Origin of the sequence: Amycolatopsis pretoriensis (assembly GCF_900107925.1) — a bacterium.
GTDB classification, from domain to species: domain Bacteria; phylum Actinomycetota; class Actinomycetes; order Mycobacteriales; family Pseudonocardiaceae; genus Amycolatopsis; species Amycolatopsis pretoriensis.
Genome location: NZ_FNUJ01000006.1, coordinates 441,850 through 465,105, shown reverse-complemented (window position 1 = coordinate 465,105; position 23,256 = coordinate 441,850). Strand labels below are relative to the sequence as shown.

The 23,256-nt window shown below is 70.1% G+C and carries 26 protein-coding genes; 9 read left to right on the top strand and 17 right to left on the bottom strand.

Going from position 1 to position 23,256, the window contains the following annotated elements; genetic code table 11:
• Positions 1–124 precede the first annotated feature (124 nt).
• From BLV96_RS28355 to BLV96_RS28320, 8 genes are all read right to left on the bottom strand, one after another.
• Positions 125–862 (bottom strand): sirohydrochlorin chelatase, encoded by a 738-nt coding sequence (locus tag BLV96_RS28355; RefSeq protein ID WP_086676864.1) that lies wholly within the window; start codon positions 860–862, stop codon positions 125–127.
• Entirely contained in the window at positions 859–2,121 is a 1,263-nt protein-coding gene (locus BLV96_RS28350; RefSeq protein WP_086676865.1) for a sulfate adenylyltransferase subunit 1, read from the bottom strand. Before BLV96_RS28350 ends, BLV96_RS28355 begins: the two co-directional genes overlap by 4 nt.
• Positions 2,121–3,041, bottom strand: coding sequence for a sulfate adenylyltransferase subunit CysD (cysD, locus tag BLV96_RS28345; RefSeq protein ID WP_086676866.1), 921 nt, complete (start codon positions 3,039–3,041; stop codon positions 2,121–2,123). Before cysD ends, BLV96_RS28350 begins: the two co-directional genes overlap by 1 nt.
• Positions 3,042–3,052: 11 nt before the next feature.
• Positions 3,053–3,748, bottom strand: coding sequence for a phosphoadenylyl-sulfate reductase (locus BLV96_RS28340; protein ID WP_086676867.1), 696 nt, complete (start codon positions 3,746–3,748; stop codon positions 3,053–3,055).
• The gene (locus BLV96_RS50820) at positions 3,745–3,894 is read right to left on the bottom strand and encodes an eL43 family ribosomal protein (RefSeq protein WP_086676868.1); all 150 of its coding nucleotides are present in this window, start codon (positions 3,892–3,894) and stop codon (positions 3,745–3,747) included. The genes BLV96_RS28340 and BLV96_RS50820 overlap by 4 nt, the downstream gene beginning before the upstream one ends.
• Complete coding sequence (locus tag BLV96_RS28330) at positions 3,891–5,585, bottom strand: nitrite/sulfite reductase (protein WP_086676869.1); 1,695 nt, start codon at positions 5,583–5,585, stop codon at positions 3,891–3,893. Before BLV96_RS28330 ends, BLV96_RS50820 begins: the two co-directional genes overlap by 4 nt.
• 103 nt (positions 5,586–5,688) lie before the next feature.
• Positions 5,689–5,886, bottom strand: coding sequence for a putative leader peptide (locus BLV96_RS51560; RefSeq protein WP_086676870.1), 198 nt, complete (start codon positions 5,884–5,886; stop codon positions 5,689–5,691).
• The gene (locus tag BLV96_RS28320) at positions 5,837–6,412 is read right to left on the bottom strand and encodes a TetR/AcrR family transcriptional regulator (RefSeq protein ID WP_086676871.1); all 576 of its coding nucleotides are present in this window, start codon (positions 6,410–6,412) and stop codon (positions 5,837–5,839) included. The genes BLV96_RS51560 and BLV96_RS28320 overlap by 50 nt, the downstream gene beginning before the upstream one ends.
• A 78-nt stretch (positions 6,413–6,490) precedes the next feature.
• Between BLV96_RS28320 and BLV96_RS28315 the strand changes: the two genes are divergently transcribed.
• The 3 genes from BLV96_RS28315 to BLV96_RS28305 are packed head-to-tail and all read left to right on the top strand — an operon-like array spanning position 6,491 to position 9,102.
• Positions 6,491–6,907, top strand: a complete 417-nt coding sequence (locus tag BLV96_RS28315) for a VOC family protein (RefSeq protein ID WP_086676872.1) — start codon at positions 6,491–6,493, stop codon at positions 6,905–6,907.
• 14 nt (positions 6,908–6,921) lie between these two features.
• Positions 6,922–8,121: a radical SAM family heme chaperone HemW gene (gene hemW / locus BLV96_RS28310; protein ID WP_086676873.1), complete on the top strand. Its 1,200-nt coding sequence runs from the start codon at positions 6,922–6,924 to the stop codon at positions 8,119–8,121.
• 60 nt (positions 8,122–8,181) lie between these two features.
• Complete coding sequence (locus BLV96_RS28305) at positions 8,182–9,102, top strand: NADP-dependent oxidoreductase (RefSeq protein WP_086676874.1); 921 nt, start codon at positions 8,182–8,184, stop codon at positions 9,100–9,102.
• Between the two features lie 3 nt (positions 9,103–9,105).
• Here the strand turns inward: BLV96_RS28305 and BLV96_RS28300 are convergent, their stop codons facing one another.
• On the bottom strand, positions 9,106–9,633 hold the full coding sequence (locus tag BLV96_RS28300; RefSeq protein ID WP_167379758.1) for an ATP-binding protein: 528 nt from the start codon (positions 9,631–9,633) through the stop codon (positions 9,106–9,108).
• Positions 9,630–10,337: a TetR/AcrR family transcriptional regulator gene (locus tag BLV96_RS28295; protein ID WP_244180528.1), complete on the bottom strand. Its 708-nt coding sequence runs from the start codon at positions 10,335–10,337 to the stop codon at positions 9,630–9,632. The genes BLV96_RS28300 and BLV96_RS28295 overlap by 4 nt, the downstream gene beginning before the upstream one ends.
• Before the next feature lie 81 nt (positions 10,338–10,418).
• Here BLV96_RS28295 and BLV96_RS28290 point away from each other — a divergent pair, with 81 nt between their 5' ends.
• Genes BLV96_RS28290 through BLV96_RS28275 form a run of 4 tightly spaced genes read left to right on the top strand, consistent with a single transcriptional unit; the run spans position 10,419 to position 13,273 of the window.
• Positions 10,419–10,829 carry an SgcJ/EcaC family oxidoreductase gene (locus tag BLV96_RS28290; RefSeq protein ID WP_086676875.1) on the top strand — a complete coding sequence of 137 codons (411 nt, stop codon included), beginning with the start codon at positions 10,419–10,421 and terminating at the stop codon, positions 10,827–10,829.
• Positions 10,826–11,194, top strand: a complete 369-nt coding sequence (locus BLV96_RS28285) for a hypothetical protein (protein ID WP_086676876.1) — start codon at positions 10,826–10,828, stop codon at positions 11,192–11,194. The genes BLV96_RS28290 and BLV96_RS28285 overlap by 4 nt, the downstream gene beginning before the upstream one ends.
• Before the next feature lie 33 nt (positions 11,195–11,227).
• A complete protein-coding gene (locus tag BLV96_RS28280; protein WP_167379757.1) occupies positions 11,228–12,040 on the top strand; it encodes a siderophore-interacting protein in 813 nt (270 codons plus the stop codon).
• A gap of 9 nt (positions 12,041–12,049) precedes the next feature.
• A complete protein-coding gene (locus BLV96_RS28275; RefSeq protein WP_086685261.1) occupies positions 12,050–13,273 on the top strand; it encodes a serine hydrolase domain-containing protein in 1,224 nt (407 codons plus the stop codon).
• Here BLV96_RS28275 and BLV96_RS28270 read toward each other — a convergent pair.
• Together BLV96_RS28270 and BLV96_RS49310 are read right to left on the bottom strand one after the other, a co-directional pair.
• Positions 13,252–14,394, bottom strand: a complete 1,143-nt coding sequence (locus tag BLV96_RS28270) for a type I restriction endonuclease (protein ID WP_091389610.1) — start codon at positions 14,392–14,394, stop codon at positions 13,252–13,254. The two genes, BLV96_RS28275 and BLV96_RS28270, sit on opposite strands and share 22 nt — an antisense overlap.
• Before the next feature lie 63 nt (positions 14,395–14,457).
• A complete protein-coding gene (locus BLV96_RS49310) occupies positions 14,458–15,033 on the bottom strand; it encodes a GNAT family N-acetyltransferase (RefSeq protein WP_143051033.1) in 576 nt (191 codons plus the stop codon).
• 88 nt (positions 15,034–15,121) lie between these two features.
• On the opposite strand from BLV96_RS49310, the gene BLV96_RS28260 reads away from it, so the two are divergent.
• Together BLV96_RS28260 and BLV96_RS28255 are read left to right on the top strand one after the other, a co-directional pair.
• Positions 15,122–16,336 carry a styrene monooxygenase/indole monooxygenase family protein gene (locus tag BLV96_RS28260; RefSeq protein ID WP_086679084.1) on the top strand — a complete coding sequence of 405 codons (1,215 nt, stop codon included), beginning with the start codon at positions 15,122–15,124 and terminating at the stop codon, positions 16,334–16,336.
• Between the two features lie 52 nt (positions 16,337–16,388).
• Positions 16,389–16,688, top strand: a complete 300-nt coding sequence (locus tag BLV96_RS28255) for a DUF4342 domain-containing protein (protein WP_086679083.1) — start codon at positions 16,389–16,391, stop codon at positions 16,686–16,688.
• Between the two features lie 40 nt (positions 16,689–16,728).
• On the opposite strand, the gene BLV96_RS28250 is transcribed toward BLV96_RS28255, so the two are convergent.
• From BLV96_RS28250 to BLV96_RS28230, 5 genes are all read right to left on the bottom strand, one after another.
• The gene (locus tag BLV96_RS28250) at positions 16,729–18,174 is read right to left on the bottom strand and encodes an alpha/beta fold hydrolase (protein WP_086679082.1); all 1,446 of its coding nucleotides are present in this window, start codon (positions 18,172–18,174) and stop codon (positions 16,729–16,731) included.
• A gap of 81 nt (positions 18,175–18,255) precedes the next feature.
• A complete protein-coding gene (locus tag BLV96_RS28245) occupies positions 18,256–19,992 on the bottom strand; it encodes a hypothetical protein (RefSeq protein WP_208608340.1) in 1,737 nt (578 codons plus the stop codon).
• Between the two features lie 91 nt (positions 19,993–20,083).
• On the bottom strand, positions 20,084–21,082 hold the full coding sequence (locus BLV96_RS28240; protein WP_086679081.1) for a TIGR03842 family LLM class F420-dependent oxidoreductase: 999 nt from the start codon (positions 21,080–21,082) through the stop codon (positions 20,084–20,086).
• Positions 21,083–21,091: 9 nt separating this feature from the next.
• Positions 21,092–22,474, bottom strand: a complete 1,383-nt coding sequence (gene hydA, locus BLV96_RS28235) for a dihydropyrimidinase (RefSeq protein ID WP_086679080.1) — start codon at positions 22,472–22,474, stop codon at positions 21,092–21,094.
• Positions 22,474–23,256, bottom strand: a complete 783-nt coding sequence (locus BLV96_RS28230) for a nitrilase-related carbon-nitrogen hydrolase (RefSeq protein ID WP_244180563.1) — start codon at positions 23,254–23,256, stop codon at positions 22,474–22,476. Before BLV96_RS28230 ends, hydA begins: the two co-directional genes overlap by 1 nt.

Below are 23,256 nucleotides of genomic sequence, written 5' to 3'. Positions count from 1 at the left end.
ACTGCGCCGCGGGGAGCTCCTGGGGCAGCTGTGCGAGCGGGGTCGTGGCCCAGCGGTCGTGGAGCTTGCGGTTCGTCCGCGCGGCTTCGGACCCGGCGGCGGCTTCGTACTCACGGACGTCGGGTCAGGCGTACTGGCGGAGCAGCCCGCTCACCGCGGTGGCGTACCTGCTGATCACGACGTCCGCGACCCGCGGGTCGTCGGCGAGGGGTTCCGCGACGAACGCCTGCGGGTCCTCGTCGCGGGCCAGTGCGGCGATCCGGTCCGGCAGCAACCCCGGCGCCAGGAACCACGACGCCACGACCAAGTGCCGCACCCCGCGTGAACGCAACCGCTCGGCCGCGGCCGGGATGGCCGGCTGCGTAGCCGAAGCGAACGCCTCGCTCACCGGGACCCCCAGCCGCTCTTCCCACCGCGCCGCCAGCGAAGCGACGACCGCGTTCGCCGAAGCGTTGGACGACCCCACCGCGCTCAGCAGCACCCCCGTGTCACGCCGGCGCGGCGCGGCGGCCAGCCGGTCCAGGGCCACCTCCTCCAGTGCCGGGTCCGCGCCCAGCACGTCCGACACCTGGTTCCGGAAGCCGGGGCACGAAGAAACGACGTCCTCGATCAACGCCGGCAAGTCGACCCGCGCGTGGAACGCGCTGCCCAGCAGCAGCGGCACCACCACCGCGGTCCGGTGGCCGGAGTCGTACAACCCCCGCAACACGTCGGTGACGAGCGGGGCGGACAAGTCCAGAAAGGACTCGTGCACCGGCACGCCCGGCGCCTGCGCGCGCACGACGTCGACGAGTGCCCGCACGGTCGCCGCCGAGCGGGGGTCGCGGCTGCCGTGCGCGACGGCGATCAGGGGTGGCGTCACGAGAAGCGCTCACCCACCAGGCCCGCGGCCAGCGTGTCGCCGTCCTTCGGGTCGATCACCAGGAACGCTCCCGTGCGCGGGCTGACGCCGTAGTCGTCCACGCCCAGCTCTTCGGCCAGCCGCAGCGTGACGCGGCCGATGTCGTTGAGCTCCAGCGAAGCAGGCGAGTCCACACTGGACAGTGTCTGCTCGTCGAACCGCGCGTGCAGCTCGCCGACCAGTGCCTGGACCGTGCGGGTGCCGTGCTTGACCAGCACGCGCGCACCCGCCTTCAGCGGCTTCGACGACAGCCAGCACAGCGTGCCGGTGATCTCGTCGGTGACCCGCGGCGGTGCGTCCGCCGCGGCGATCAGGTCGCCGCGGGAGATGTCGATGTCGTCGGTCAGCAGCAGCGTCACCGACGTCCCGGCGCCGGCCTCGGCCAAGGGGCCGTCGGCGGTGTCGATGCGCTCGACGCGGCTGCGGATGCCCTGCGGCAGCACGACGATCTCGTCGCCCGGCCGGACCGTGCCCGCGGCGATCTGGCCCGCGTAACCCCGGTAGTCGAGGTACTCCGGCGTGCGCGGGCGGATGACGTACTGCACCGGGAACCGCAGTGCCGAGTCGTGCGGGTCCGGCGCGACCGGCACGTCCTCCAGGTGCTCCAGCAGGCTCGGGCCGGTGTACCAAGGCGTCCGCTCCGAGCGGGTCGCGACGTTGTCGCCTTCCAGCGCGGACACCGGGATCGCGAGGACCGAACCCCGTGCGTAGCCCAGCGAAAGGGCGTGCGCGGCGAACTCCTCGGCGATCACGGTGAAGGTCGCCTCGTCGTAGTCGACCAGGTCGATCTTGTTCACCGCGAGCACCAGCTGCGGCACGCCGAGCAGGGCCAGCACGGCCGCGTGCCGCCGGGTCTGCTCGATGACGCCCTTGCGCGCGTCGACCAGCAGCACGGCCAGCTGCGCGGTCGACGCGCCGGTCACCGTGTTACGCGTGTACTGCACGTGCCCCGGTGTGTCGGCCAGCACGAACGACCGCTTCGGCGTGGCGAAGTACCGGTAGGCGACGTCGATGGTGATGCCCTGCTCGCGCTCCGAGCGCAGGCCGTCGACGAGCAGCGACAGGTCCGGAGTGGACAGTCCCTTGTCGACGGACGCGCGCGTGACGGCGTCGAGCTGGTCGGCGAGCACCGACTTCGTGTCGTACAGCAGACGGCCGACCAAAGTGGACTTTCCGTCGTCGACGCTGCCGGCCGTGGCCAAGCGGAGAAGCGAGCTCATCAGAAGTACCCCTCACGCTTGCGGTCTTCCATCGCCGCCTCGGACATCCGGTCGTCGGCGCGGCTGGAGCCGCGTTCGGTCAGCCGCGAGGCCGACACCTCGGCGATGACGTCTTCGACGGTGGTCGCGGTGGACTCGATCGCCCCGGTGCACGAGCCGTCGCCGACGGTCCGGTAGCGGACGGTCCGCTCGCGGATCTCTTCACCGGGCCGCGGGCCGCCCCACGGGCCTTCGGCCAGCAACATCCCGTCGCGCAGGTAGACCTCGCGTTGGTGCGCGTAGTAGATCGACGGCAGTTCGACCTTCTCGCGGGCGATGTAGTTCCAGACGTCGGCCTCGGTCCAGTTGGACAGCGGGAAGACGCGGACCTGCTCGCCCGGGCGGTGCCGGCCGTTGTAGAGGTTCCACAGCTCGGGCCGCTGCCGGCGCGGTTCCCACTGGCCGAAGGCGTTGCGAAGACTGAAGATCCGCTCCTTCGCCCGGGCGCGTTCCTCGTCGCGGCGGCCGCCGCCGAACACGGCGTCGAACTTGTTCTCCGCGATCGTGTCGAGCAACGGCGTGGTCTGCAGCGGGTTGCGCATCCCGTCGGCGCGCTCTTCCAGCCGCCCGTCGTCGATCCAGTCCTGGACCTTCGCGACGACCAGGCGCAGGCCGTGGCGCTCGACCACGCGGTCGCGGAACTCGATGACCTCGTCGAAGTTGTGCCCGGTGTCGACGTGCAGCAGCGGGAACGGCACCGGCGCCGGCCAGAACGCCTTGATCGCCAGGTGCAGCAGCAGGGTCGAGTCCTTGCCGCCGGAGAAGAGGATCACCGGCCGGTCGAACTCGCCCGCCACCTCCCGGAAGATGTGGATGGCTTCGGACTCCAAAGCCGCGAGATTGTCCTGCGCCGCGTCAGTAGCGGGCTCCAAGGTCGTCATGCGTCCCTTCCTCAGCCGTGCAGTCCGCACTCGGTCTTGCTCTGGCCCGCCCACCGGCCGCTGCGCGGGTCCTGGCCGGGCTCCACGCGAGCCGTGCAGGGCGCGCAGCCGATCGAGAGGTAGCCGATCGAGACCAGCGGGTTCTCCAGGATCGAGTGGTCCCGGATGTAGCCGTTGAACTCGTCGTCGCTCCACGCCGCGATCGGGTTGACCTTCACCAGGCCGTTGCGGTCGTCCCAGGTGACGATCGGGGTGTTCGCGCGGGTCGGCGCGTCGACCCGGCGGACACCGGTGATCCACGCCGAGTAGTTCGCCAGGGTCTTGCGCAGCGGCACCACTTTCCGCAGGTTGCAGCACAGCGTGGCGTCACGGTCGTGCAGCTTCGCGCCGTATTCGGCGTCCTGCTCGGCGACGCTCTGCTCGGCCTGCGCGTTGACGATGCGAACGTCCGGGTAGACCGCCTGCACGGCGTCCCGCGTGCCGATCGTCTCCGGGAAGTGGTAGCCCGTCTCCAGGAAGAGGACGTCCACATCGGACTTCACCTTCGTGGCGAGGTCGATCAGGACGGCGTCCTGCATGTTGGACGCGACGATGAAGTCGTCGCCGAACGTTTCGACGGTCCAGCGGATCGCCTCGTCGGCGCTGGCGTCGGCGAGTTCGCGAGAAGCGCGCTCGGCGAGGGTCTTGTAGTCGGCAGTGGCGGTCATCGGGACACCTCCGGAAGGGACAGTCCGAGGAACTTGACCGAGAAAACCCGGCGACAGCCGGAACACAGCCAGCCGCCGTTCTCTTCCGGCCGCAGGTCCTCGTCGCCGCAATAGGGGCAGTAGTACGGCGTGGCTCGCTCGGTCACTGGAGCGCGCTTTCTTCGGCCCGCGCGGCCCACTGCGGGAACCGCTCGCCGGGTTCGCGGCCGGCCACGTACGCCCGCACCACGCGCTCGACGTACCCGGTCAGCTCGCCCGAAGTCACCTTGTGGCCACGCAGTTTCCGGCCGAACCCGGCGTCGAGGCCGAGCCCGCCGCCGAGGTGCACCTGGAAGCCTTCGACCTGGTTGCCGTCGGCGTCGGTGACGATCTGGCCCTTGAGGCCGATGTCCGCGGTCTGGATCCGCGCGCAGGAGTTCGGGCAGCCGTTGAGGTGCACGGTGACCGGCGTGTCGAGGCCGTCCTGGATGTCCGCGAGGGACTTCTCCAGGTCCGCGACGAGCTGCTGCGCGCGGGCCTTCGTCTCGACGATGGCGAGCTTGCAGAACTCCAGCCCGGTGCAGGCCATCACACCGCGCCGCCACGGCGACGGCTTCGTCTCCAGCCCGATCTCGGCCAGCTCGGCCTCGAGCGCGGGGACCTGGGCCTCGGGCACGTCCAGCACGACGATCTTCTGCAGCGGCGTGAACCGCACCCGGGTCGAGCCGGCCCGCTCGGCCGCCTTGGCGACGGCGACGAGCGTGCCGCCGCTCGCGCGTCCGGCGATCGGCGCCGCGCCGACGTAGAAGTTGCCGTCGACCTGTGGGTGCACCCCGACGTGGTCGACCGGCAGGGCCGGGTTCTCCGGCGGTGGGCCGTCGATCAGCTCGCGCTTGAGGTACTCGTCCTGCAGCACCTGCCGGAACTTCTCCGCACCCCAGTCCTTCACGAGGAACTTGATCCGGGCCCGGGAGCGCAGCCGCCGGTAGCCGTAGTCGCGGAAGATCGAGATGACGCCTTCCCAGACGTCGGGCACCTCGTCCCGCGAAACCCAGGCGCCGAGGCGCTGCCCGAGCATCGGGTTGGTCGACAGGCCGCCGCCGACCCAGACGTCGAAGCCGGGGCCGTGTTCGGGGTGGTTCACGCCGACGAACGCGACGTCGTGGATCTCGTGCGCCACGTCGGGGAGGCCGGAGATCGCGGTCTTGAACTTGCGCGGCAGGTTCGCGAACTCGGGCTTGCCGATGTAGCGGCGCTTGATCTCGTCCAGCGCGGGCGTGCCGTCGATGACCTCCGCGGCCGAGATGCCGGCGACCGGCGAGCCGAGCATGACGCGCGGGCTGTCGCCGCACGCCTCCATCGTGGTCATGCCGGCGTTCTCGAGCTTCGCCCAGATCGTCGGCACGTCCTCGATCCGGATCCAGTGGTACTGGATGTTCTGCCGGTCGGTGATGTCGGCGGTGTCCCGCGCGTACGCCTGCGAGATCTCGCCGAGGACGGTCAGCTGCTCCGTGGTCAGCGCACCGCCGTCGAGCCGGACCCGCAGCATGAAGTAGCGGTCGTCGAGCTCTTCGGGCTCCAGCGTCGCGGTGCGGCCGCCGTCGATGCCCGGCTTGCGCTGGGTGTAGAGGCCGAACCAGCGGAACCGGCCGCGCAGGTCACCGGGGTCGATCGCGTCGAACCCGCGGTGGGCGTAGATGTTCTCGATCCGCGCCCGCACGTTGAGCGGGTGGTCGTCCTTCTTGGACCGCTCGTTCGGGTTCAGCGGCTCCCGGTAACCGAGCGCCCACTGCCCCTCACCGCGCTTCTGCTTGGCGCGCGCGGGGCGGGCGGGGGTCTGACGCGTGGGCGTGGCCATGACGGCGTCCTCCGAGAGGCTTTTCGTGGCAGCGGAGGACACCGGCTCGCGGTTTCCCCCGGCGCCGGCTGTCCAGATTCGTGGCAGGTGGTGGCGACGGCAGTCAACGAACGGGTGCGCAGAGGGCGCTCGCGACCCGCAGGAGGTCGACGTGGCGGCGCGCCACGAGGAGAACACCGGCATGAGTCACGGCGTCAGCGTGCCACGTGTCCACGATGTGATCCAAGCGTGCCCGAATACTGGGAGCAGGCTCACTCGCCTGGGAGAATGCGGTCGACCAACAGGCCCACGACCTGGGCATCCGAGTATCCGGAGAAGGCTTCGGGCAATGTCAACCGCTCGACGGTCAGGCCGGTCAGGGCCAGATAGAGCAGCAGGACTTCGTCACGTCCGCCCGGCAGCCCGGCGGCTTCGTGGAAGCCGACGCTGATGTCGAAGCTCTCCTTCACGGTCGCGGTCAGCGCCGCCGCGAGATCGGGGCGCCGGTTCGCCTCCAGGCGCAGTTCGAGCAGCGCGAGGTAGGAGCTGCGGCGGGTGGTCAGCCGGGTCATCAGGTCGCCGAGCAGTGCGGTGACCCGCCCGGTCGACGGCTCTTCGGCGCGCGGATCGGCCAGGACCTCCGCCGGCGCCGACAGCCGGACGTGCACGCGGTCACCCGCCTCGGCCAGCAGCTGGTCGCGGTCGCGGAAGTAGTTCGACGTCGTGCCGGGCGGCACGCCCGCCTCGGTGTCCACCGCCCGGTAGGTGAGTCCGCGCGCGCCGTCCCGGGCCAGCACCTCGATGGCCGCGTCGGTCAGGGCTGTCCGTCGTTCGGTGTTCTGCCGCACAGAAGTTCTCCTTGCCCGATTCAAACCACTACGTCTAGAGTACTACAAGCATAGTGGTTTGACGGAGAGGAACTGGGGATGCAGGTCAAGGGTTTCGGGGCGGGGTACCTGGTCGACGACGTCGCCGCGACCACCCGCTTCTACGCGGACGTGATCGGGCTGCCGGTCACGGTCGAGCTGGACTGGTTCGCGAGTGTCAACGCCGGCGCGCCCGGCTACGAGATCAGCTTCGTCCGGCGCGGACACGATTCGGTGCCCGAGGGCTACCGGGCCGCGGAGACGACCGGGCTGATGTTCGGGCTCGTCGTCGAAGACGCGACCGGGGAGGCGAAACGGCTGGCGGAAGCGGGTGTGGAACTGGTCACGCCGGTCGTCGACGAGCCCTGGGGGCAGCGGCACTTCTACGTCGCCGACCCCAACGGCGTGCTGCTGGACGTCATCGAGATGATCCCCGCCGACCCGGAGTGGGTGGCGGCGAACACCCCGGCTCCGTAGGGGACAATCGGGTCATGCCCGATTCCCCGACCGACCTCACGCTGCCCGAAAGCGCGCTGAAAGGCGTCGGCAGCCGGCCGTTCGGGGTCTACGTGCACGTCCCGTTCTGCGCGACCCGCTGCGGCTACTGCGATTTCAACACCTACACCGCGGGCGAGCTCGACTCCGGCGCGTCGCCGCAGTCCTGGCTCGACGGGCTGCGGCGCGAGCTGGAGCTCGCCGCGCGCGTGCTGGTCGTGCCGCCCGCCGCCGAAACCGTGTTCGTCGGCGGCGGCACGCCCTCGCTGCTCGGCGCCGACGGTCTCGCCTCGGTGCTCGACGCCGTCTGCGACGTCTTCGGCCTCGCCCCGGGCGCCGAGGTGACGACCGAGTCGAACCCGGAATCGACGTCGCCGGAGTTCTTCGCCGGCATCCGCGAAGCCGGCTACACGCGCGTTTCGCTCGGCATGCAGTCGGCGGCGCCGCACGTGCTGAAGATCCTCGACCGCGTGCACACCCCCGGCCGGCCGGGCCAGGCCGCCGCCGAGGCACGCGCGGCCGGGTTCGAGCACGTGAACCTCGACGTGATCTACGGCACGCCCGGCGAGCGTCCCGACGACCTCCTGTCGACGCTCGACGCCGTGCTGGCCGCCGGGGTCGACCACGTCTCGGCGTACGCGCTGATCGTCGAGGAGGGCACCGCGCTGGCCCGCCGCGTCCGCCGCGGCGAGCTGCCGGCGCCGGACGACGACGTGCTGGCCGCGGACTACGAAATGATCGACGCGACGCTGTCGGCGGCCGGGCTGCGCTGGTACGAAGTGTCGAACTGGGCGGCGTCCGACGCCGCCCGCTGCCGCCACAACCTCGGCTACTGGCGCGGCGACGACTGGTGGGGCGCCGGTCCGGGCGCACACAGCCACGTCGGTGGCGTGCGCTGGTGGAACGTCAAGCACCCGGCGCGCTACGCGGCCCTGCTCGCCGCCGGCGACTCGCCCGCGGGCGGCCGCGAAGTGCTCAGCGACGACGACCAGCACCTCGAGCGGATCATGCTCGAACTGCGCGTCGCGGAAGGGCTTCCGCTGGACGTGCTCGACGAGCCCGGCCTCGCCGAAGCCCGGGCGGCCGCGGCCGAAGGCCTGCTCGATCCGTCCGCTTTGGACTCCCGCGGCCGCGCGGTCCTGACCGACCGCGGCCGGCTGCTGGCCGACGGCGTCGTCCGGCGTCTCGCGGGCTAGCGGGAATTAAAACCGGCCGCCCGGTCGTTGCTTGTATCGAGCAACGACTTAGGAGGCCCCATGGCGCGCGCGATCAGGTTCGACGAGTACGGCGACGTGGAGGTCCTCCGGGTCGAGGACGTGCCGCGGCCGGCACCGGGCCCGGGCCAGGTGCTCGTCGAGGTCCGTGCCGCCGGGATCAACCCGGGCGAGGCCGCGATCCGGCAGGGCTTCCTGCACGAGCGCTTCCCGGCGACGTTCCCGTCCGGGCAGGGCAGTGACTTCGCGGGTGTCGTCGCGGAACTCGGCGACGGCGTCGAGGAGATCGCCGTCGGCGACGAGGTGATCGGCTTCGTGCACACGCGGTCGAGTCACGCCGAGTACGTCGTCGCGGAGGCCTCGGACCTCACGCCGAAGCCGGACGACGTGCCGTGGGAAGTCGCGGGCGCTTTGTTCGTCGCGGGGACGACCGCCTACGCGGCGACGGCCGCGGTGTGCCCGCGCGAGGGCGACACGGTCGTCGTCTCGGGCGCGGCCGGCGGCGTCGGATCGCTCGCCGTCCAGCTGGCGCTGCTGTCCGGTGCGACGGTGATCGGCCTGGCCGGTCCCGCGAACCACGCGTGGCTGCACGAGCTGGGTGTCATCCCGGTGGCCTACGGCGAAGGCGTCCTCGACCGGATCAAGGAAGCCGCGCCCGACGGCGTGCACGCGTTCGTCGACACGTTCGGTTCCGGGTACGTCGAACTGGCGCTGCACCTGGGCATCCACCCCGGTCGGATCAACACGGTCATCGACTTCGAGGCGGCCGCGAAGTACAACGTGAAGACCGACGGGAACATGGCGGGCGCGTCGGCCGAGGTGCTGCGTGAGCTGAGCCTGCTGGTGGGCAAGGGACTCCTGGAGGTCCCGATCGCGGGCGTCTACCCGCTGGCCGACGTCCGGGACGCCTACCGCGAGCTGGAACAGCGCCACACGCGCGGCAAGATCGTCCTGCGGCCGTAGGTGTCAGCTGAAGGAGAACTGCGCGGCGGCCTCGGCGGGCGTCGTGGCCTGACCGCGTCCGGGGACGTCGTGCACGGCGGTCGCGCCTTCGGAGCGCAGTTGGTGCGCGGCGGCGGTTTGCGCCATGACCGTGGCGTAGGCGTGGACATCCTCGGCGCTGACGTCCGGACGCCCCCGTTCCGCGTGCTGCCGGAGCAGGTCGGCGACGTCCGGGGTGAACCGCAGCATGGTTACCGGGGCGTCGAAGCGCCGGGCGATCGCGACGAGCCGGGCGCGCGCGGGCGGGGTGACGTTCGTCGACTCGGCGATCGCGGTCCGCCCGGCGGCGAGCCTGGCGACGATCCGCCGGTCGCGCTCGTCGAAGATCCGGGCGTCGGGTGTGGTGTCCGCGAGCTCCGCGCGGATCTCGTCGCTGGACACCACGGCTTCTTCGTCGATCTGCCGGCGCGCGATCAGCGCCCGGACGAAGCTGGTCTTGCCCGAGGCCGGCGGCCCGACGAGGACCACGAGTCCCGGTCGCACCCGGATCATCGGTTCTTCGCCGCCACGACCTTCAGGCCGGCGAGGTAGACGTCGAGCGCGAACTCCAGGCGTTCGGTCGCGGTCTCGGCGGAGAAGAACTCGCCGATCCGCAGCATGTTCGGGAACGCGTCGGCGGGCAGTGAGCGCATGTACGCGACCATCTGCTCGCCGCGCTTCGCGGTCTCGGCCTCATCGATGTCGCCCCAGGTCCAGCCGCTCGCTTCGTACGCGTACGCCTTGGCGTAGAGCGCCAGCGCGTCGCCCGCGAAGGTCGCCTGCTTGAGCGTCAGGCCGCCCGCTCGCAGCAGCGCGAGCATCGCCTCACCCTGCCGCAGCGAACTCGGCGTGACCGGCACCGCGATGTCCCACGCCACCCGGGCGATCCCGGGGTGCGCGACCATCACCCGGATCTGGCCGCGGACCAGGTCCTTGACCTGCTCGTCCCAGTGCGCCGGGTCCGGCTCCGGGATCGGCGCTTCGGCGAGCACGGCGTCGAGCATCAGCTCCGCCAGCTCGTCCTTGTTGGCCACGTGGGCGTAGAGCGACGCGGGTCCGGTCTCCAGCTCTTGGGCGACCCGTCGCATGGTGACCGCGTCGAGGCCCTCCTTCGCCAGGATCTCCAGCGCCGTTTTCACGACGAGCTCCTGGGAGAGCGCGGGTTTGGCGGCACGCCGGCGCGGGGCGCTGCGCCACGGGGGCAGGGGAACGGTCACGCGAACACTGTACTTGACGCGAACAGCGTTCGTATGTAGAACGGTGTTCGTAAAACGAACAGCGTTCGTTAAGGGGATCTCATGACTACTGCGGAAACCGACGTCCGGGCTGTGCTCGGACGTCTCACCGATGCTTGGAACGCCGGCGACGCGACCGCGTACGGCCGGCTCTTCACCGAAGACGCCGACTACGTGACGTTCTTCGGCCTCAACTTCCCCGGCCGCGAGGCGATCGAAAGCTCGCACCGCGCCCTCTTCGAGGGGCCGCTGAAGGGCTCCAAGCTGACCGGGCAGCTCGGCGCGGCGGCGAAGGTGCGGTTCGTCCGGCCCGACGTCGCCGTGGTCGTCGTCGGTGGCGGCTCGTCGGTCACCGGCGCGGACACCACCGACGAGGGCCGCGAATCGACCGTCAGCTTCGTGCTCGTCGAGGAGGACGGCGAGTGGCTGATCACGGCGTTCCAGAACACGCGCGTCTCGGATCCGCGCGGGTGAAAACGCTTGCGGAGGCGTCGGGGGTCGTCGCGCGGCCGCCGGCCGAGGTGTTCGAGGCGCTGCGCCGGCGGGTGACCGGGGGCGGCTACCCGATGCGGACGGAGATCGACGCGGAACGGGGGTTCCTCGCGGTGCAAGGGGGCTGGTGGTACCGCGGCGAGTACCGCGTGACGGCCGATCCGGGTGGTGCGCGGGTCGAGCACCGCGTGGTCAACGCGGCGACCCGGGGACGCTGGGGTGTCCCCGTGGCCAACCGGTTCTTCGTCGGGTTCCGGGCGAAGACGGCCGCCGATTTCGCCCTGCTGGTCGAAGAACTGGGACGGCCCGATGGCCACGGGCCGGTCCCGGCGCGTACGGTTGCTTAGGTAAGCCTTAGTAGCTGAGCGAGGAGTTGGCCGATGGCCGAAGCACCCCGGCGGTCCGGACGGCCCGCGGTGAAACTGCGCGTGCTGCGCACCGAGCGGCTGACCCCGCACATGATCCGGATCGTGGCGGGCGGCGAGGGCATCGCCGATTTCCGGCCCAACGCGTTCACCGACGCGTACGTGAAGGTGCTGTTCAAGGTCCCGGGCGTCGAGTACCCGGAGCCGTTCGACGTCCAGGAGTGCCGGGCGACGCTGCCACGCGAGCACTGGCCGCGGATGCGGTCGTACACGGTCCGGGCGTTCGACCCGCAGGCCGGCGAGCTGACCTTCGACTTCGTCCACCACGGCGACGAGGGCATCGCCGGCCCGTGGGCGGCGGCCGCGCGGGTCGGCGACGAGCTGCTGCTGTCGGGCCCCGGTGGCGCGTACGCGCCGGGCGGCGAGGCGGACTGGCACCTGCTGGCCGGCGACGAAAGCGCGTTGCCCGCCATCGCGGCGTCGCTGGAGGCGCTCCCGGCGGGTGTCCCGGCGCACGCCGTGATCCTGGTCGAGAACGCCGCCGAGGAACAGTCGCTGGTCACGAAGGCCGACGCGCAGATCACGTGGCTGCACCGGTCGGCCGGCGGCGACGTCGCCGAGGCGGTGCGCGCGGTGCCGTGGCGCGACGGCGTCGTCCAGGCGTTCGTGCACGGCGAGGCGGGCTTCGTCCGCGACCTGCGGCGCTACCTGCTCGACGAGCGCGGCGTGCGGCGCGAGCTGCTGTCCATCTCCGGGTACTGGCGCGTCGGCAAGGACGACGAAGCCTGGCGCGAGGAGAAGGCGGCCGAACGGGCCCGCGAGAAGTAACCTCGCCGCATGGCGAACCTCAAGGTGGACGTCGACCCGGCCGAAGCCGGGTTCGACGCGGACCGGCTTTCCCGCATCGACGCGCACTTCGACCGGTATGTCGAAAACGGACGGTTGCCGGGCTGGCTCGCGGTGGTGAGCAGGCACGGCCGGATCGTGCACGTCGGCAGCGGCGGCCACAGCGACGTCGAGGCGGGCACCCCGGTGGAGACCGACACGCTGTGGCGCATCTTCTCGATGACGAAGCCGATCACGTCGGTCGCGGCGATGATGCTCGCCGAAGAGGGCCTCCTGGAGCTGGACGACCCGATCTCGCGCTGGCTGCCGGAGTTCGCGTCGCCGCGGGTGTACGTGAAGGGGTCGGCGTTGTCCCCGCTGACGGAGCCGGCGACGACGCCGATCCGGGTGTGGCACCTGCTGACGCACACGGCGGGCCTGACGTACGGCTTCCACCACGGCCACCCGGTGGACGCGATCTACCGTTCGGCGGGCTTCGAGTGGGGGACACCGCCGGGCCTGGACCTGGCGGCGTGTTCGGAGCGGTGGGCGTCGTTGCCACTGGTGTTCCAGCCGGGAGCGGAGTGGAACTACTCGGTGGCGACGGACGTCCTCGGGCGGCTCGTCGAGGTGGTTTCGGGGCTGCCACTGGACGAGTTCTTCGCGTCGCGGATCTTCACGCCGTTGGGGATGACGGACACGGGTTTCGTGGCCTCGTCGGTTTCGCGGTTGGCTGCGCTTTATGTGCCCTCGGCGGACGGGCTGGTCCGGAACGACGCGTTCGGCCGGCTGGGGATGTCGCGCCCGGACTGCCTTTCCGGTGGCGGCGGGTTGGTGTCGTCGGCGGGGGACTACTGGCGGTTCACGGAGATGTTGTTGCGCGGGGGAGCATTGGACGACGTCCGGCTGTTGTCGCCGCGAACGGTGTCGCTGATGGCTTCGAACCACCTGCCCGGGCACGTGGACCTGGAGGAGTACGGGCGGCCGTTGTTCGCGGAGATGCCGTTCGACGGGCACGGGTTCGGGTTGGGGTTCTCGGTACTGGAGGACCCGGTGAAGGCGCGGACGTTGTCGTCGGCGGGGGAGTTCGCTTGGGGCGGGGCGGCTTCTACGGCTTTTTGGGTGGATCCGGATGAGGATTTGACGGTCGGGTTTTATACGCAGCTGTTGCCGTCGAGTACTTATCGGCTGCGGTCGCAGTTGAGGCAGCTGGTCTACCAGGCGCTGGTGGACTGAAGGTCCGGTTCCGGCGGCCGCACGGTGGCGAGGTACCGCGCCACCGTGCCGCGCAGGTGCTCCGCGTGCTGGTAGATGTCCTCGACCGAAGTGATCGGCAGCCGGGTTTCGACCTTGTTCTCGTCGAACACGCCGAGGTACTTCTTCGACCGGTTGAACCACAGGCGGGCGATCGGCTTGCGGTTGTTGTCGTCCAGGAGGACGCCGAAGTAGATTTGGGTGTCCCTCGCGGCGACCCGGGCGACGGGCACTTCTGCGCAGACGATCGCGCGGACGATCCGGAAGCCCTCGAGCTCCTCCTCGGTCGTGACGACGCGCTCGGCGTCGTCCGCTTCGACGGCCGGCTGGGGCTGCGGCTGCTCGGGTTGCGCGGTGCTGCCGCCCGAGACGCTGACGTAGGAGTCGGGTCCGCCGAGGGCGTTCTTCAGCCGGTCGTTGACCTGCTCGTTCAGGAACTGGCCCGCCGCCTTGGCCACCAGCGGGCCGAACTGCTCGCGGACCTTCTGCGTGAAGGCGCCTTCGTACACCCGCGTGGTCAGGAACTTGACCCACTCGTCTTCGGGTTCCTTGAACTGGGTGGCGAGGATGCGCTTCAGCTGCCCGATGTACTTGAGCTCACCGGCGGCGCTGATGACCGAGTCGAGGTCGAACGACTCCTTCGTCAGCTTGGCCAGTTCGGGCAGCAGGGTGTCGTCGATGTCGGCGAAGTCCAGCACCAGGAACGGCTTGGCGTCCATCCGGTTCGGCGCGTCGAGGTCGGTGTAGAACTCGTACACCTGGCCGTTCGTCAGCACGGCGATCCGGGCGTTCGTGACGGCGAAGTAGCGGAAGAGCTGGGACGCGTGCTCGATCCGGAGCGGATCGTTGATCTTCTTGGCCTCGACGAGCACCTGCACCTGGCCGTCGTGCACGATCGCGTAGTCGATCTTCTCGCCCCGCTTCGTGCCCACGTCGGCGGTGAACTCCGGGATCACCTCGGCCGGGTTGAACACGTCGTAACCGAGGACGGTGCTGATGAACGGCATCACGAAGGCGTTCTTGGTCGCCTCTTCGGTCTCGATGGCGTCCTTGTGCTTGCGGATCTTCAGGGCGAGGGCTTGCGCGCGCTCGGCGATGTCCATGCCGGTGCCGTTCTGTGCGGGGAACGAGGTGCGCGGCCTGGATCGGTGCGGCCGGCCGGTCTGTTACGGACTCGGCTTGAAAAAGGAAAAACTCGGCTCCAGAGCGGCTACCGCGGGCGCCGCGGGATGATCCCGCAGCCGCACTTCCGCCTCGGCCACCCCCTCGGCGATCACCCGGCTCCCCCGGGCATAGTCCAACAACTCCGCCACCGGACGGTTGTCCGCCGAATAAACCGCCGTGAACCGCTCGAACCCGCGCTCCAACGCCGCCAGCCCCAGCATGTGGAGCAACGCCGACGCCAACCCCACCCGCCGCCACGCCGGGGCCACCGCTATCGCCACCTCCGCCATCCGCCGGCCCGTTGCCTCGTACCGGGCCACCGCCACCCCCGCGCCCTCCAACGAGCGGGCCACCAGGGCGAACCGGCGCTCGTAGTCCAGCACCGTCAGCCGCTCCAGCAGGCGGGGTGTCACGCGCGGGGCCGAGCCGCAGAACCGGCGGCGGAGCGTCTCCGGGTCCGCGTTCCGGATCGCTTCGCCCAGCTCCGGCGCGTCCTGCGGGGTCAGCGGGCGGACGCGCACCCGGCGGCCGTCGCGCAGGAGGAGCGTGCGGTCGAATCCCTTCGGCGGTTCCGTCACCGGCCCACCCTAGCGGCCGCCCGATCGGGCAGGGCCGGTTCCCGGAAATCGAGTACGTTGGCATTAAAGGGTTTCCGGGGAGGCGGCCATGCGGCGGATCGGGATCGTCGGAGCGGGACAGGCGGGGCTCGTCCTCGGTATCGGGCTGCAGCAACGCGGCTACGACGTCACGGTCTTCGCCGAGCGCCCGGCGGAAGCCGTGCGCGAAGGGCGGCTCATCTCCAATCAGTGCCTCTTCGACCCCGCCCTCCAGCGAGAACGCGCGCTCGGCATCAATTTCTGGGAAGCCCCGCCCATCCGCGAAGTCGCCTTCGCCGCCGCCGGCGAAGGTGCCGAGCCCGCCATTTCCTGGCGCGTCGGGCTCGATCGGCCGGCCCAGTCGGTCGACCAGCGCGTCAAGGTCGCCGACTGGATGACGGAGTTCGAGCGTCTCGGCGGCGACCTCCGCGTCCGCCGCGTCACCCCGGACGACCTCGACGAACGCGCCCGCGAGTTCGAGCTGCTCGTCGTCGCGGCCGGGCGCGGGCCGCAGTTCGACGCGCTCTTCCCGCGTGACGACGACCGCTCGCCCTACCGCGAACCGCAGCGGGCGATCGGCATCCTCTACGTGGCCGGCCCGCTCGACGCCGTGCCCGGCCTCACCTTCGGCATGGCGCCGGTCGGCGAATTCTTCCTGCTCCCGGTGCTGTCGGTGCACGGCCCGGTGCACGGCATCGGCTTCTTCGGCGTGCCCGGCGGCCCGATGGACGTCTGGGACGGCGTCGCCGACGTCGACCAGCACTACGAGACCGCCCGGAAACTGCTGCGCACGCACTACCCCTGGCAGGCGACGTTGCTGGACAACGCGCGTCCCGTGGCGCCCACCGAGATGCTGCACGGCCGGATCACGCCGATCGTGCGGCACCCGGTGGGCACGCTGCCGTCCGGGGCGAAGGTCCTCGCGATGGGCGACACCGCGGTGACCAACGACCCGGTCGGCGGCCAGGGCGCGAACATGGCCGCCCGCGCGGCCCGGGCGTACCATGAGGCCATCGTCGACCGCGGCGACCGGCCGTTCGACGAAGAGTTCATGCACGACGCCTTCGCCCGCTACTGGCACCACGCCCGGCACGCGACGCGCTTCAACAACGACCTGCTGGCGCCGCCCCCGGAGCACGTCCTCGCGACGCTGGCCGCCGCCCAGCGGGTTCCCGAAGTGGCGCACCGGTTCGCGCACCTCTTCGAGAACCCGGCCGACTACGAGGGCTGGCTCGGCGACCCCGAAGCGGCGATGGCCTACCTGCACGCCGCGGCGCAGCGGTGACTCCCGGCTCGGGCAGAATCGGGGAGCAGCCCCATCCCGAGGAGGAACGAACATGACGGTCGACAGCCCGACGCCGAAGCCCACCGAACGGTTCCGCGGCCAGGCGCTGGTCGCGCGGGTCAAGGAACTCATCCGCCAAGGCAACGTGCGGCGGATCCGGATCAAGAACGACGATGGCCACACGGTGCTGGAGATACCGGTCACGGCCGGCGTCGTGGCCGTGATCGCCGCCCCCGTGGTCGCCGCGGTCGGTGCGATCGCCGCGCTGGCCAAGGAATGGACCATCGAGGTCGACCACCGGACGCCTTCCGAGAAGGCGGAGAAGAAGCCCGAAGAGGGCACGAGCGACTGACCGGACGGTGGCCGGGGCGACCGGCCACCGCGGTCCGCCGTCAGTCGAAGGGGCCGTGGTCCGGAGCGCAGAGCGCGCCGTTGCCGGGCACGGAACCGGTGCCGTAGTAGCGATCGAGCCACGCGTCCACGCACGCGCTCTTGCCACGCGAACCGTGGCCGTAGGTGTCGAGGCTCAGCAGATGGGCGTTGGCCAGCAGCTTTTCGGTCCGCTGCGCTCCGGCGTACGGCGTTTCCAGGTCGCCCTGGCGGTTGGCGAGGAGCAGGATCGGCGCCGTCGGCCGGTTCCACGGGCCCGCGTACCGGCCCGGGTCCGAGACGTCCCAGGTGGCGCAGGGGAGCGTCTTGTAGACGTCGTACGGTCCGAAGCCGCGCCCGATCCGGTCGGCGCGCTGGGCGTAGTCCCACCAGACGGCCGGATCGCGCGGGTTCGCCGCGTCCGAACACAGCGTCGCGCCGCCGCCCAGCAGGGAGTCGACGTCCGGCGGACCGCCGTTTTCCGCCGGTGCACGGCTGGCCGGATCCGCCAGCGCCTGCAGGAACGCGGCCAGCTGCGGCGCGGACTGCGCGTCGGTGAGGTAGTTGTGGATCCGGGCGATCGCGCTCTGGTAGGTGACTGACGTCTGCTTGCCGGCGGTGTCCGTCACCGTGATGGGGCCGGCTTCGAGCCGGTCCAGGATCGCGTCGTAGTCGAAGGCGCAACGGGCCGCGCAAGCGTCCAAAAAGGACTGGACAGCTCGCGGCCCGTCTTCGTAGCCGCGCAGCCGGTAGCTCATCGGGCCGCTGCCGGTGGACCAGCGCACCGGGTCGTCGACGGCGTCGAGGGCCAGCGAACCCACCCGGCCGGGGAACAGGTTGGCGTAGGTCTCGCCGAGGTAGGTGCCGTACGACTTCCCGTAGTACCGCAGTTTCGGCTCGCTGAACGCCGCCCGCAGCCGGTCGAGGTCACGCGCGATCGTCCCGGTCGAGAGGTGGTTCGCCAGCGGGCCGGCGTTCTGCTCGCAGAGGTCGGTGACGGTCTTCGTGTCGGCGATCTGCCGTTGTTCGGCGTCGCGGGTCAGCGGGAACGTGCCGAGCGCGCGTTGCAGCACTTCGAGTTGCGACGGATCGGTGAAGCAGTGGATCTTCGAGCTGGCCCCGACGCCACGCGGGTCGAACCCGACGATGTCGAAGCGCTGGTGCAGGAAGGGCGTCAACGCGGGCGCGTACCGTCCGGACGAGCCGGGGCCGCCGGGGTTGTAGAAGATGGTGCCCAGCTTGTGGGCCTGGTCGGTGGCGGGCAATCGGCTGACGGCGACGGACACGGTGCCGGCGGACGGGTCCTGATAGGACAGTGGAACGTCGAGGTGGCCACACTGGTACCCGGCGGAGCAGGAGTCTTCCCAGACGATTCCGGCGGGGCTGGCGGCGCCCGCGGGCGCACTCAAAGCGACCACGCTCGCGACGGCCCCCAGAGCCAGCGCAGCACGGACTTTCGGAGAATTCATGGGCCCGATGGTCCCGCCACCGGCACCGGAGGCGCGCTGGTGCGCGCCCCCGGAACCGGGGTGGGGCAGGCCCTACGCGCGTCACGCCGGCTTGCGGACAAGACCCGTGTAGGCCGCGACGGCCAAAGTGGCCAACGCCCAGAGCAAGGCTTGGAGTACCCAGATCGCGTAGGTGAACGCCTGTCCCCAGCGCGTGCCGGTGTCGAGGTCACAACGTGAGCGTAGGCCGGTCGCGCCGATCGGAAGGCCGCGGTCGATTCCGAGGCCGATGAGTTCGGCGGTCGAGCAGGCGGTGCCGGGAGCGTCGACGGGTGCGGTGGCGGGGAGAACGCGCTCGGCGGCGTGGTGGGTCGGCCGGGTGGTCACTTGGCCGGCGCCATAACCGAGGGCGCCGGCGAGGACGAGGGCCAGGAGCAACGTCGCGACGAGCCGGTGGGCGCGGTAGCCGTACCGGCCCAGCCAGCCCCAGATCCGGTGCCGCCACAGCGCGGCCAGGCCGCCGAGGGCTTCGGGAGCGCGTCGGCGAAGGTCCTCTTGCTGGACGATCAGTACCGTGCGGGCGTTGTTGTCGTGACCGGCGGCTCGCTCGGTCGCGGCGAGCTGCTGGTAGGGCTGGGGGAAGTACTTGTTCGTGTGGTGGACGAGCAGGTGGAGCCACTGGCGCCAGGTGATGTCCTCGAGGTCGGTGAACACAAATCCCCGGACCGAGATCTTCCGGTCACTGCTCGCGCACCGGCGCTTTCCGGTGTTGGTCTCGGCCTGACGGCAGATCAGCGAAGATGGCATGGTCAGGGGCTGTTTGAACGTGGCGTTCGCAAGGTTGAGAAGACGCCCTGTCTCTCCTGTCAGTGCCATCTTCGTTAGAACGACCCGTGCGTCGATCTGGGCGCCGAACAGCGTGATCACTCCTTCTGTGCCGCCTCCCTCCATGTTGGCGCCCATCAAGTGAAGAGCTCCGCCTGTTTTCAGGTGGTCCGCATGAAGGGCAGCGCCGCGGCTGTTGCGCAGCGTCGCTTGCTCCAGGCTGAGCTGGCCGACGACATTCGCGGACGTCAGTCGCACCGTGCTATGTGAATCGCATCCGGAGAAAGTGGATCTCTTCAGGTGGAGGCTGTTGTCAACGCGCAGACGTTCTGCGCTCAAGGCTGGACCGGATGTGTTCTCGATGCGGGAACCAGTGATTTCTACTTGACCGTTGACTTGGGCGGAGCGCATGCGTATCGTTCCGCTTTCGCCGGTTCCGGTCGCTTTGACGCCACGCATGAATATGCTGGCGGTAACGAGCAGACTGTCCATGTTGACCGCCGGTCCGGCGGGGTTCTTCAACAGCGAGTTGTCAAGGTCGAGTTGACCGCCGATCCGGGCGTTGAGGAGCCGGATCGGCCCGCTGGTCGAAATCCCCTGCAGCTTGAGATTGCCTTCGGTTCGGAGGCGATCGCCGTTGATGGAAGAGACAACGCATCCGACCATGAACAGGTCGCGAAGTCTGGCGCCTCGCATGCTCGTGCCGTCTGGCAGGGCGCACTTCGTCAGCTCCAGTTTGGCTACGGCTGAAACTTGGTCGAGGTCCAGCCTGCCCATGACCCGAAATCCTCGGATGCTGACCCCGCGCGGATCGAGTTCGCCCCGGCGTCCCATCAGCAGCTCACGCAGCAAGTCCGCCCGGACCTGCAACGCCGGGTCGTCGGTGGTCGCGAGGGCCTCCGCGCTCTCGGTTGTCCCCGAACCGGTCCTGACTCCGCGGCGGGCGCCCTCGATCACCTTCTTCTCCATCGGCGTCAGGTCGTCGAGGAGGGGTGGGGCTTCGGCAGGGTCCATGCCGGGTGAGTCGGCTGATCCGCTTCGGATGTAACAACCGCGGTCGTGAGTGGTAATTCGGGTTAGCACCCGAATTACCACTCACGACGGGTTACGCGGTGAGCTTCGGGATGATCTGCGACCCGTAGGACGCCAGTGTTGCCTCGCGGTCGTCGTGCATCAAATACAGCGAGAACTGGTTCACGCCCAGCTCGGCCAGCTCCTGCAGCCGCTCGACGTGCGCCGACGGTGGGCCCAGCAAGCAGAACCGGTCGACTATCTCGTCCGGGACGAACTCCGTCGACGGGTTGCCCGCCTTGCCGTGGTGGCTGTAGTCGTACCCCTCCCGCTCGCGGATGTAGTCCGTCAGCTCGCGTGGTACCGCACCCGACGAGCCGTAGCGCGCGACCAGGTCCGCGACGTGGTTGCCGACCATTCCGCCGAACCAGCGCAGCTGTTCGCGCTGGTGCGGCAGGTCGTCGCCGACGTATGCCGGGGCTGCGACGCAGATTGTGATGCCGCCCGGGTCTCGGCCGGCCGCTCGGGCCGCGTCGCGGACCGCGCCGATCGTCCAGCGGGTGATCGCCGGGTCCGCGCACTGCAGGATGAAGCCGTCGGCGTGTTCGCCGACCGTCTGCAGCGCCCTGGGCCCGTAGCCGGCCATCCACATCTCGAGCCGTCCGTTGCGGATCCACGGGATCTGCACGGTCTTGTCGTTCATCTCCACCGCGCGGCCCTCGGCGAGGTCCTTGACCACGCGCATGCAGTCGCGCACGGTGGCCAAAGTGGACGGTGGCTTCCCGACCACCCGGTGGGCGGAGTCGCCGCGGCCGATGCCGCAGACCGTCCGGTTGCCGTACATGTCGTTCAGCGTCGCGAACGTCGACGCCATCACCGACCAGTCGCGCGTGCCCGGGCTGGTCACCATCGGCCCGACGACCAGCGACGACGTCGCCGCGAGGATCGCCGAGTAGATGACGAACGGTTCCTGCCACAGCACGCAGGAGTCGAACGTCCAGCCGTAGCGGAACCCGGCGTCCTCGGCGTCCTTCATGAGCCGCACGACGTCCCGGGCGGGCGGATCCGTCTGCAGCACCATCCCGAAGTCCATCGCGCGCTCCTAGTTCAGGTACTGGTTCAGCGAGCGGGACAGGAACTTGCCGTGCGACGTCGACCCGGTGAACCCGTCCGGCGACACGACAACGCGCCCACGCGACAGCACCGTGTGCACCCGGCCGGTCAGCTCGAACCCCTCGTACGCCGAGTAGTCCACGTTCATGTGGTGCGTCGACGCCGACAGCGTCTGCGAAGCCGCCGGATCGTAGATCACGATGTCCGCGTCGGATCCCGCCGCGATGACGCCCTTGCGGGGGTACAGTCCGAACATCCGCGCCGGCGTCGCCGAGCACGTCTCGACCCAGCGGCCGAGCGTCAGCTCGCCCGCGACGACGCCCTGGTGCAGCAGGTCCATCCGGTGCTCGACACCCGGCATCCCGTTCGGGATGGCCCGGAAGTCGCCACGCCCCAGCTCCTTCTGGTCCTTGAAGCAGAAGGGGCAGTGATCGGTGGACACCACGGACAGGTCGTTCGTCCGCAGCCCGCGCCACAGGTCGGCCTGGTGCGACTTCTCCCGCAGCGGCGGCGAAGCGACGTACTTCGCGCCCTCGAAGTCCGGCTTCGCCAAGTCCTCAATGGACAGGTACAGGTACTGCGGGCACGTCTCCGCGAAGACGTTCTGACCGTCGTTACGCGCCTCTGCCACCGCCGCGAGTGCTTGCGACGCCGACAGGTGCACGATGTACAACGGCGAGCCGGTGACCTTCGCGAGCTGGATCGCTCGTGATGTTGCCTCCCCTTCCAGTTCCGGTGGCCGCGTCAGCCCGTGCTGCACCGGGTCGGTGTTCCCGGCCGCCACAGCTTGCGCCGCCAGCTGGTCGATCGCGATGCCGTTCTCCGCATGCATCATGATCGTAGCGCCGATTTCGCGCGCTTTCTGCATCGCGAGCAGGATTTCCCCGTCCGTGGAGTAGAACACCCCCGGGTACGCCATGAACATCTTGAAGCTGCCGACCCCGGCGTCGACGCAGGCTTCCATCTCCTTCAACGACTGGTCGTTGACGTCGGAGACGATCATGTGGAAGCCGTAGTCGATCGCGCAGTTGCCGTCGGCCTTCGCGTGCCACTTGTCCAAAGTGGACAGCAACGACGTCCCCTTGGCCTGCACGGCGAAGTCGATGATCGTCGTCGTGCCGCCCCACGCCGCCGCCGTGGTCCCGGTCGAGAACGTGTCCACCGAATGGGTGCCGCCGAACGGCATCTCCATGTGCGTGTGCGCGTCGATGCCGCCGGGTAGCACGTACTTGCCGCCGGCGTCGATCGTCTCGTCGCCGGACAGCGTGCCGGGCGCCCCGACGGCGGCGATGGTCTCGCCGTCGACGAGGACGTCCGCCACGAAAGCACCCGACGGCGAAACGACCTGCCCGCCCGTGATGAGCGTGGTCATCAGGCCTCCGTGAGGGGGCCGTAGGTGTCGGGGCGGCGGTCGCGGTAGAACGCCCACAGGTCCCGGACCTCGTCGAGCTGCGCCATGTCGAGGTCGCGCACGACGACCTCGTCGTCGGTGTCGGACGCGGCGTCGCCGATCAGCTGCCCGCGCGGGTCGGCGAAGTACGTCTGGCCGTAGAAGTCGTTGTCGCCCAGCGGTTCCTTGCCGACGCGGTTGATCGCGCCGACGAAGTACTCGTTCGCCACCGCGGCCGCCGGCTGCTCCAGCCGCCACAGGTACTGCGACAGCCCGCGGCTGGTCGCCGACGGGTTGAACACGATCTTCGCCCCGGCCAGGCCCAGCGCGCGCCAGCCCTCGGGGAAGTGCCGCTCGTAGCAGATGTAGACGCCGATGCGGCCCACAGCGGTGTCGAACACCGGGTAGCCCATGTTGCCGGGGCGGAAGTAGAACTTCTCCCAGAAGCCCTTGACCTGCGGGATGTGGTTCTTGCGGTGCTTGCCGAGGTACGTGCCGTCGGCGTCGATCACCGCGGCGGTGTTGTAGTACACGCCGGGCTGCTCGACCTCGTACATCGGCACGACCAGCACCACGCCGTGGCGCTCGGCCACCTCCTGCATGAGCTTGGTCGTCGGGCCGTCCGGGATGCCTTCGGTGTAGGAGTAGTAGTCGGTGTCCTGCACCTGGCAGAAGTACGGTCCGTAGAACAGTTCCTGCAGGCAGACGACCTGGGCGCCCTGCGAGGCGGCGGTGGCGATGTGGTCGATCGCCGCCTTGATCAT

What these genes read in the sequence shown, in the direction of transcription:
- BLV96_RS28340 (WP_086676867.1), bottom strand. Translation starts at nt 3,748, where the DNA reads ATGACCGCCACTGCCGACTACAAGACCCTCGCCGAGCGCGCTTCTCGC.
- BLV96_RS28240 (WP_086679081.1), bottom strand. Translation starts at nt 21,082, where the DNA reads ATGGACTTCGGGATGGTGCTGCAGACGGATCCGCCCGCCCGGGACGTC.
- BLV96_RS28300 (WP_167379758.1), bottom strand. Translation starts at nt 9,633, where the DNA reads ATGATCCGGGTGCGACCGGGACTCGTGGTCCTCGTCGGGCCGCCGGCC.
- BLV96_RS28250 (WP_086679082.1), bottom strand. Translation starts at nt 18,174, where the DNA reads ATGAATTCTCCGAAAGTCCGTGCTGCGCTGGCTCTGGGGGCCGTCGCG.
- BLV96_RS28255 (WP_086679083.1), top strand. Translation starts at nt 16,389, where the DNA reads ATGACGGTCGACAGCCCGACGCCGAAGCCCACCGAACGGTTCCGCGGC.
- hydA (WP_086679080.1), bottom strand. Translation starts at nt 22,474, where the DNA reads ATGACCACGCTCATCACGGGCGGGCAGGTCGTTTCGCCGTCGGGTGCT.
- BLV96_RS51560 (WP_086676870.1), bottom strand. Translation starts at nt 5,886, where the DNA reads ATGCCCAGGTCGTGGGCCTGTTGGTCGACCGCATTCTCCCAGGCGAGT.
- cysD (WP_086676866.1), bottom strand. Translation starts at nt 3,041, where the DNA reads ATGACGACCTTGGAGCCCGCTACTGACGCGGCGCAGGACAATCTCGCG.
- BLV96_RS28260 (WP_086679084.1), top strand. Translation starts at nt 15,122, where the DNA reads ATGCGGCGGATCGGGATCGTCGGAGCGGGACAGGCGGGGCTCGTCCTC.
- BLV96_RS28245 (WP_208608340.1), bottom strand. Translation starts at nt 19,992, where the DNA reads ATGGACCCTGCCGAAGCCCCACCCCTCCTCGACGACCTGACGCCGATG.
- BLV96_RS28270 (WP_091389610.1), bottom strand. Translation starts at nt 14,394, where the DNA reads ATGGACATCGCCGAGCGCGCGCAAGCCCTCGCCCTGAAGATCCGCAAG.
- BLV96_RS28230 (WP_244180563.1), bottom strand. Translation starts at nt 23,256, where the DNA reads ATGATCAAGGCGGCGATCGACCACATCGCCACCGCCGCCTCGCAGGGC.
- hemW (WP_086676873.1), top strand. Translation starts at nt 6,922, where the DNA reads ATGCCCGATTCCCCGACCGACCTCACGCTGCCCGAAAGCGCGCTGAAA.
- BLV96_RS28330 (WP_086676869.1), bottom strand. Translation starts at nt 5,585, where the DNA reads ATGGCCACGCCCACGCGTCAGACCCCCGCCCGCCCCGCGCGCGCCAAG.
- BLV96_RS28280 (WP_167379757.1), top strand. Translation starts at nt 11,228, where the DNA reads ATGGCCGAAGCACCCCGGCGGTCCGGACGGCCCGCGGTGAAACTGCGC.
- BLV96_RS28275 (WP_086685261.1), top strand. Translation starts at nt 12,050, where the DNA reads ATGGCGAACCTCAAGGTGGACGTCGACCCGGCCGAAGCCGGGTTCGAC.
- BLV96_RS28315 (WP_086676872.1), top strand. Translation starts at nt 6,491, where the DNA reads ATGCAGGTCAAGGGTTTCGGGGCGGGGTACCTGGTCGACGACGTCGCC.
- BLV96_RS28350 (WP_086676865.1), bottom strand. Translation starts at nt 2,121, where the DNA reads ATGAGCTCGCTTCTCCGCTTGGCCACGGCCGGCAGCGTCGACGACGGA.
- BLV96_RS28305 (WP_086676874.1), top strand. Translation starts at nt 8,182, where the DNA reads ATGGCGCGCGCGATCAGGTTCGACGAGTACGGCGACGTGGAGGTCCTC.
- BLV96_RS28290 (WP_086676875.1), top strand. Translation starts at nt 10,419, where the DNA reads ATGACTACTGCGGAAACCGACGTCCGGGCTGTGCTCGGACGTCTCACC.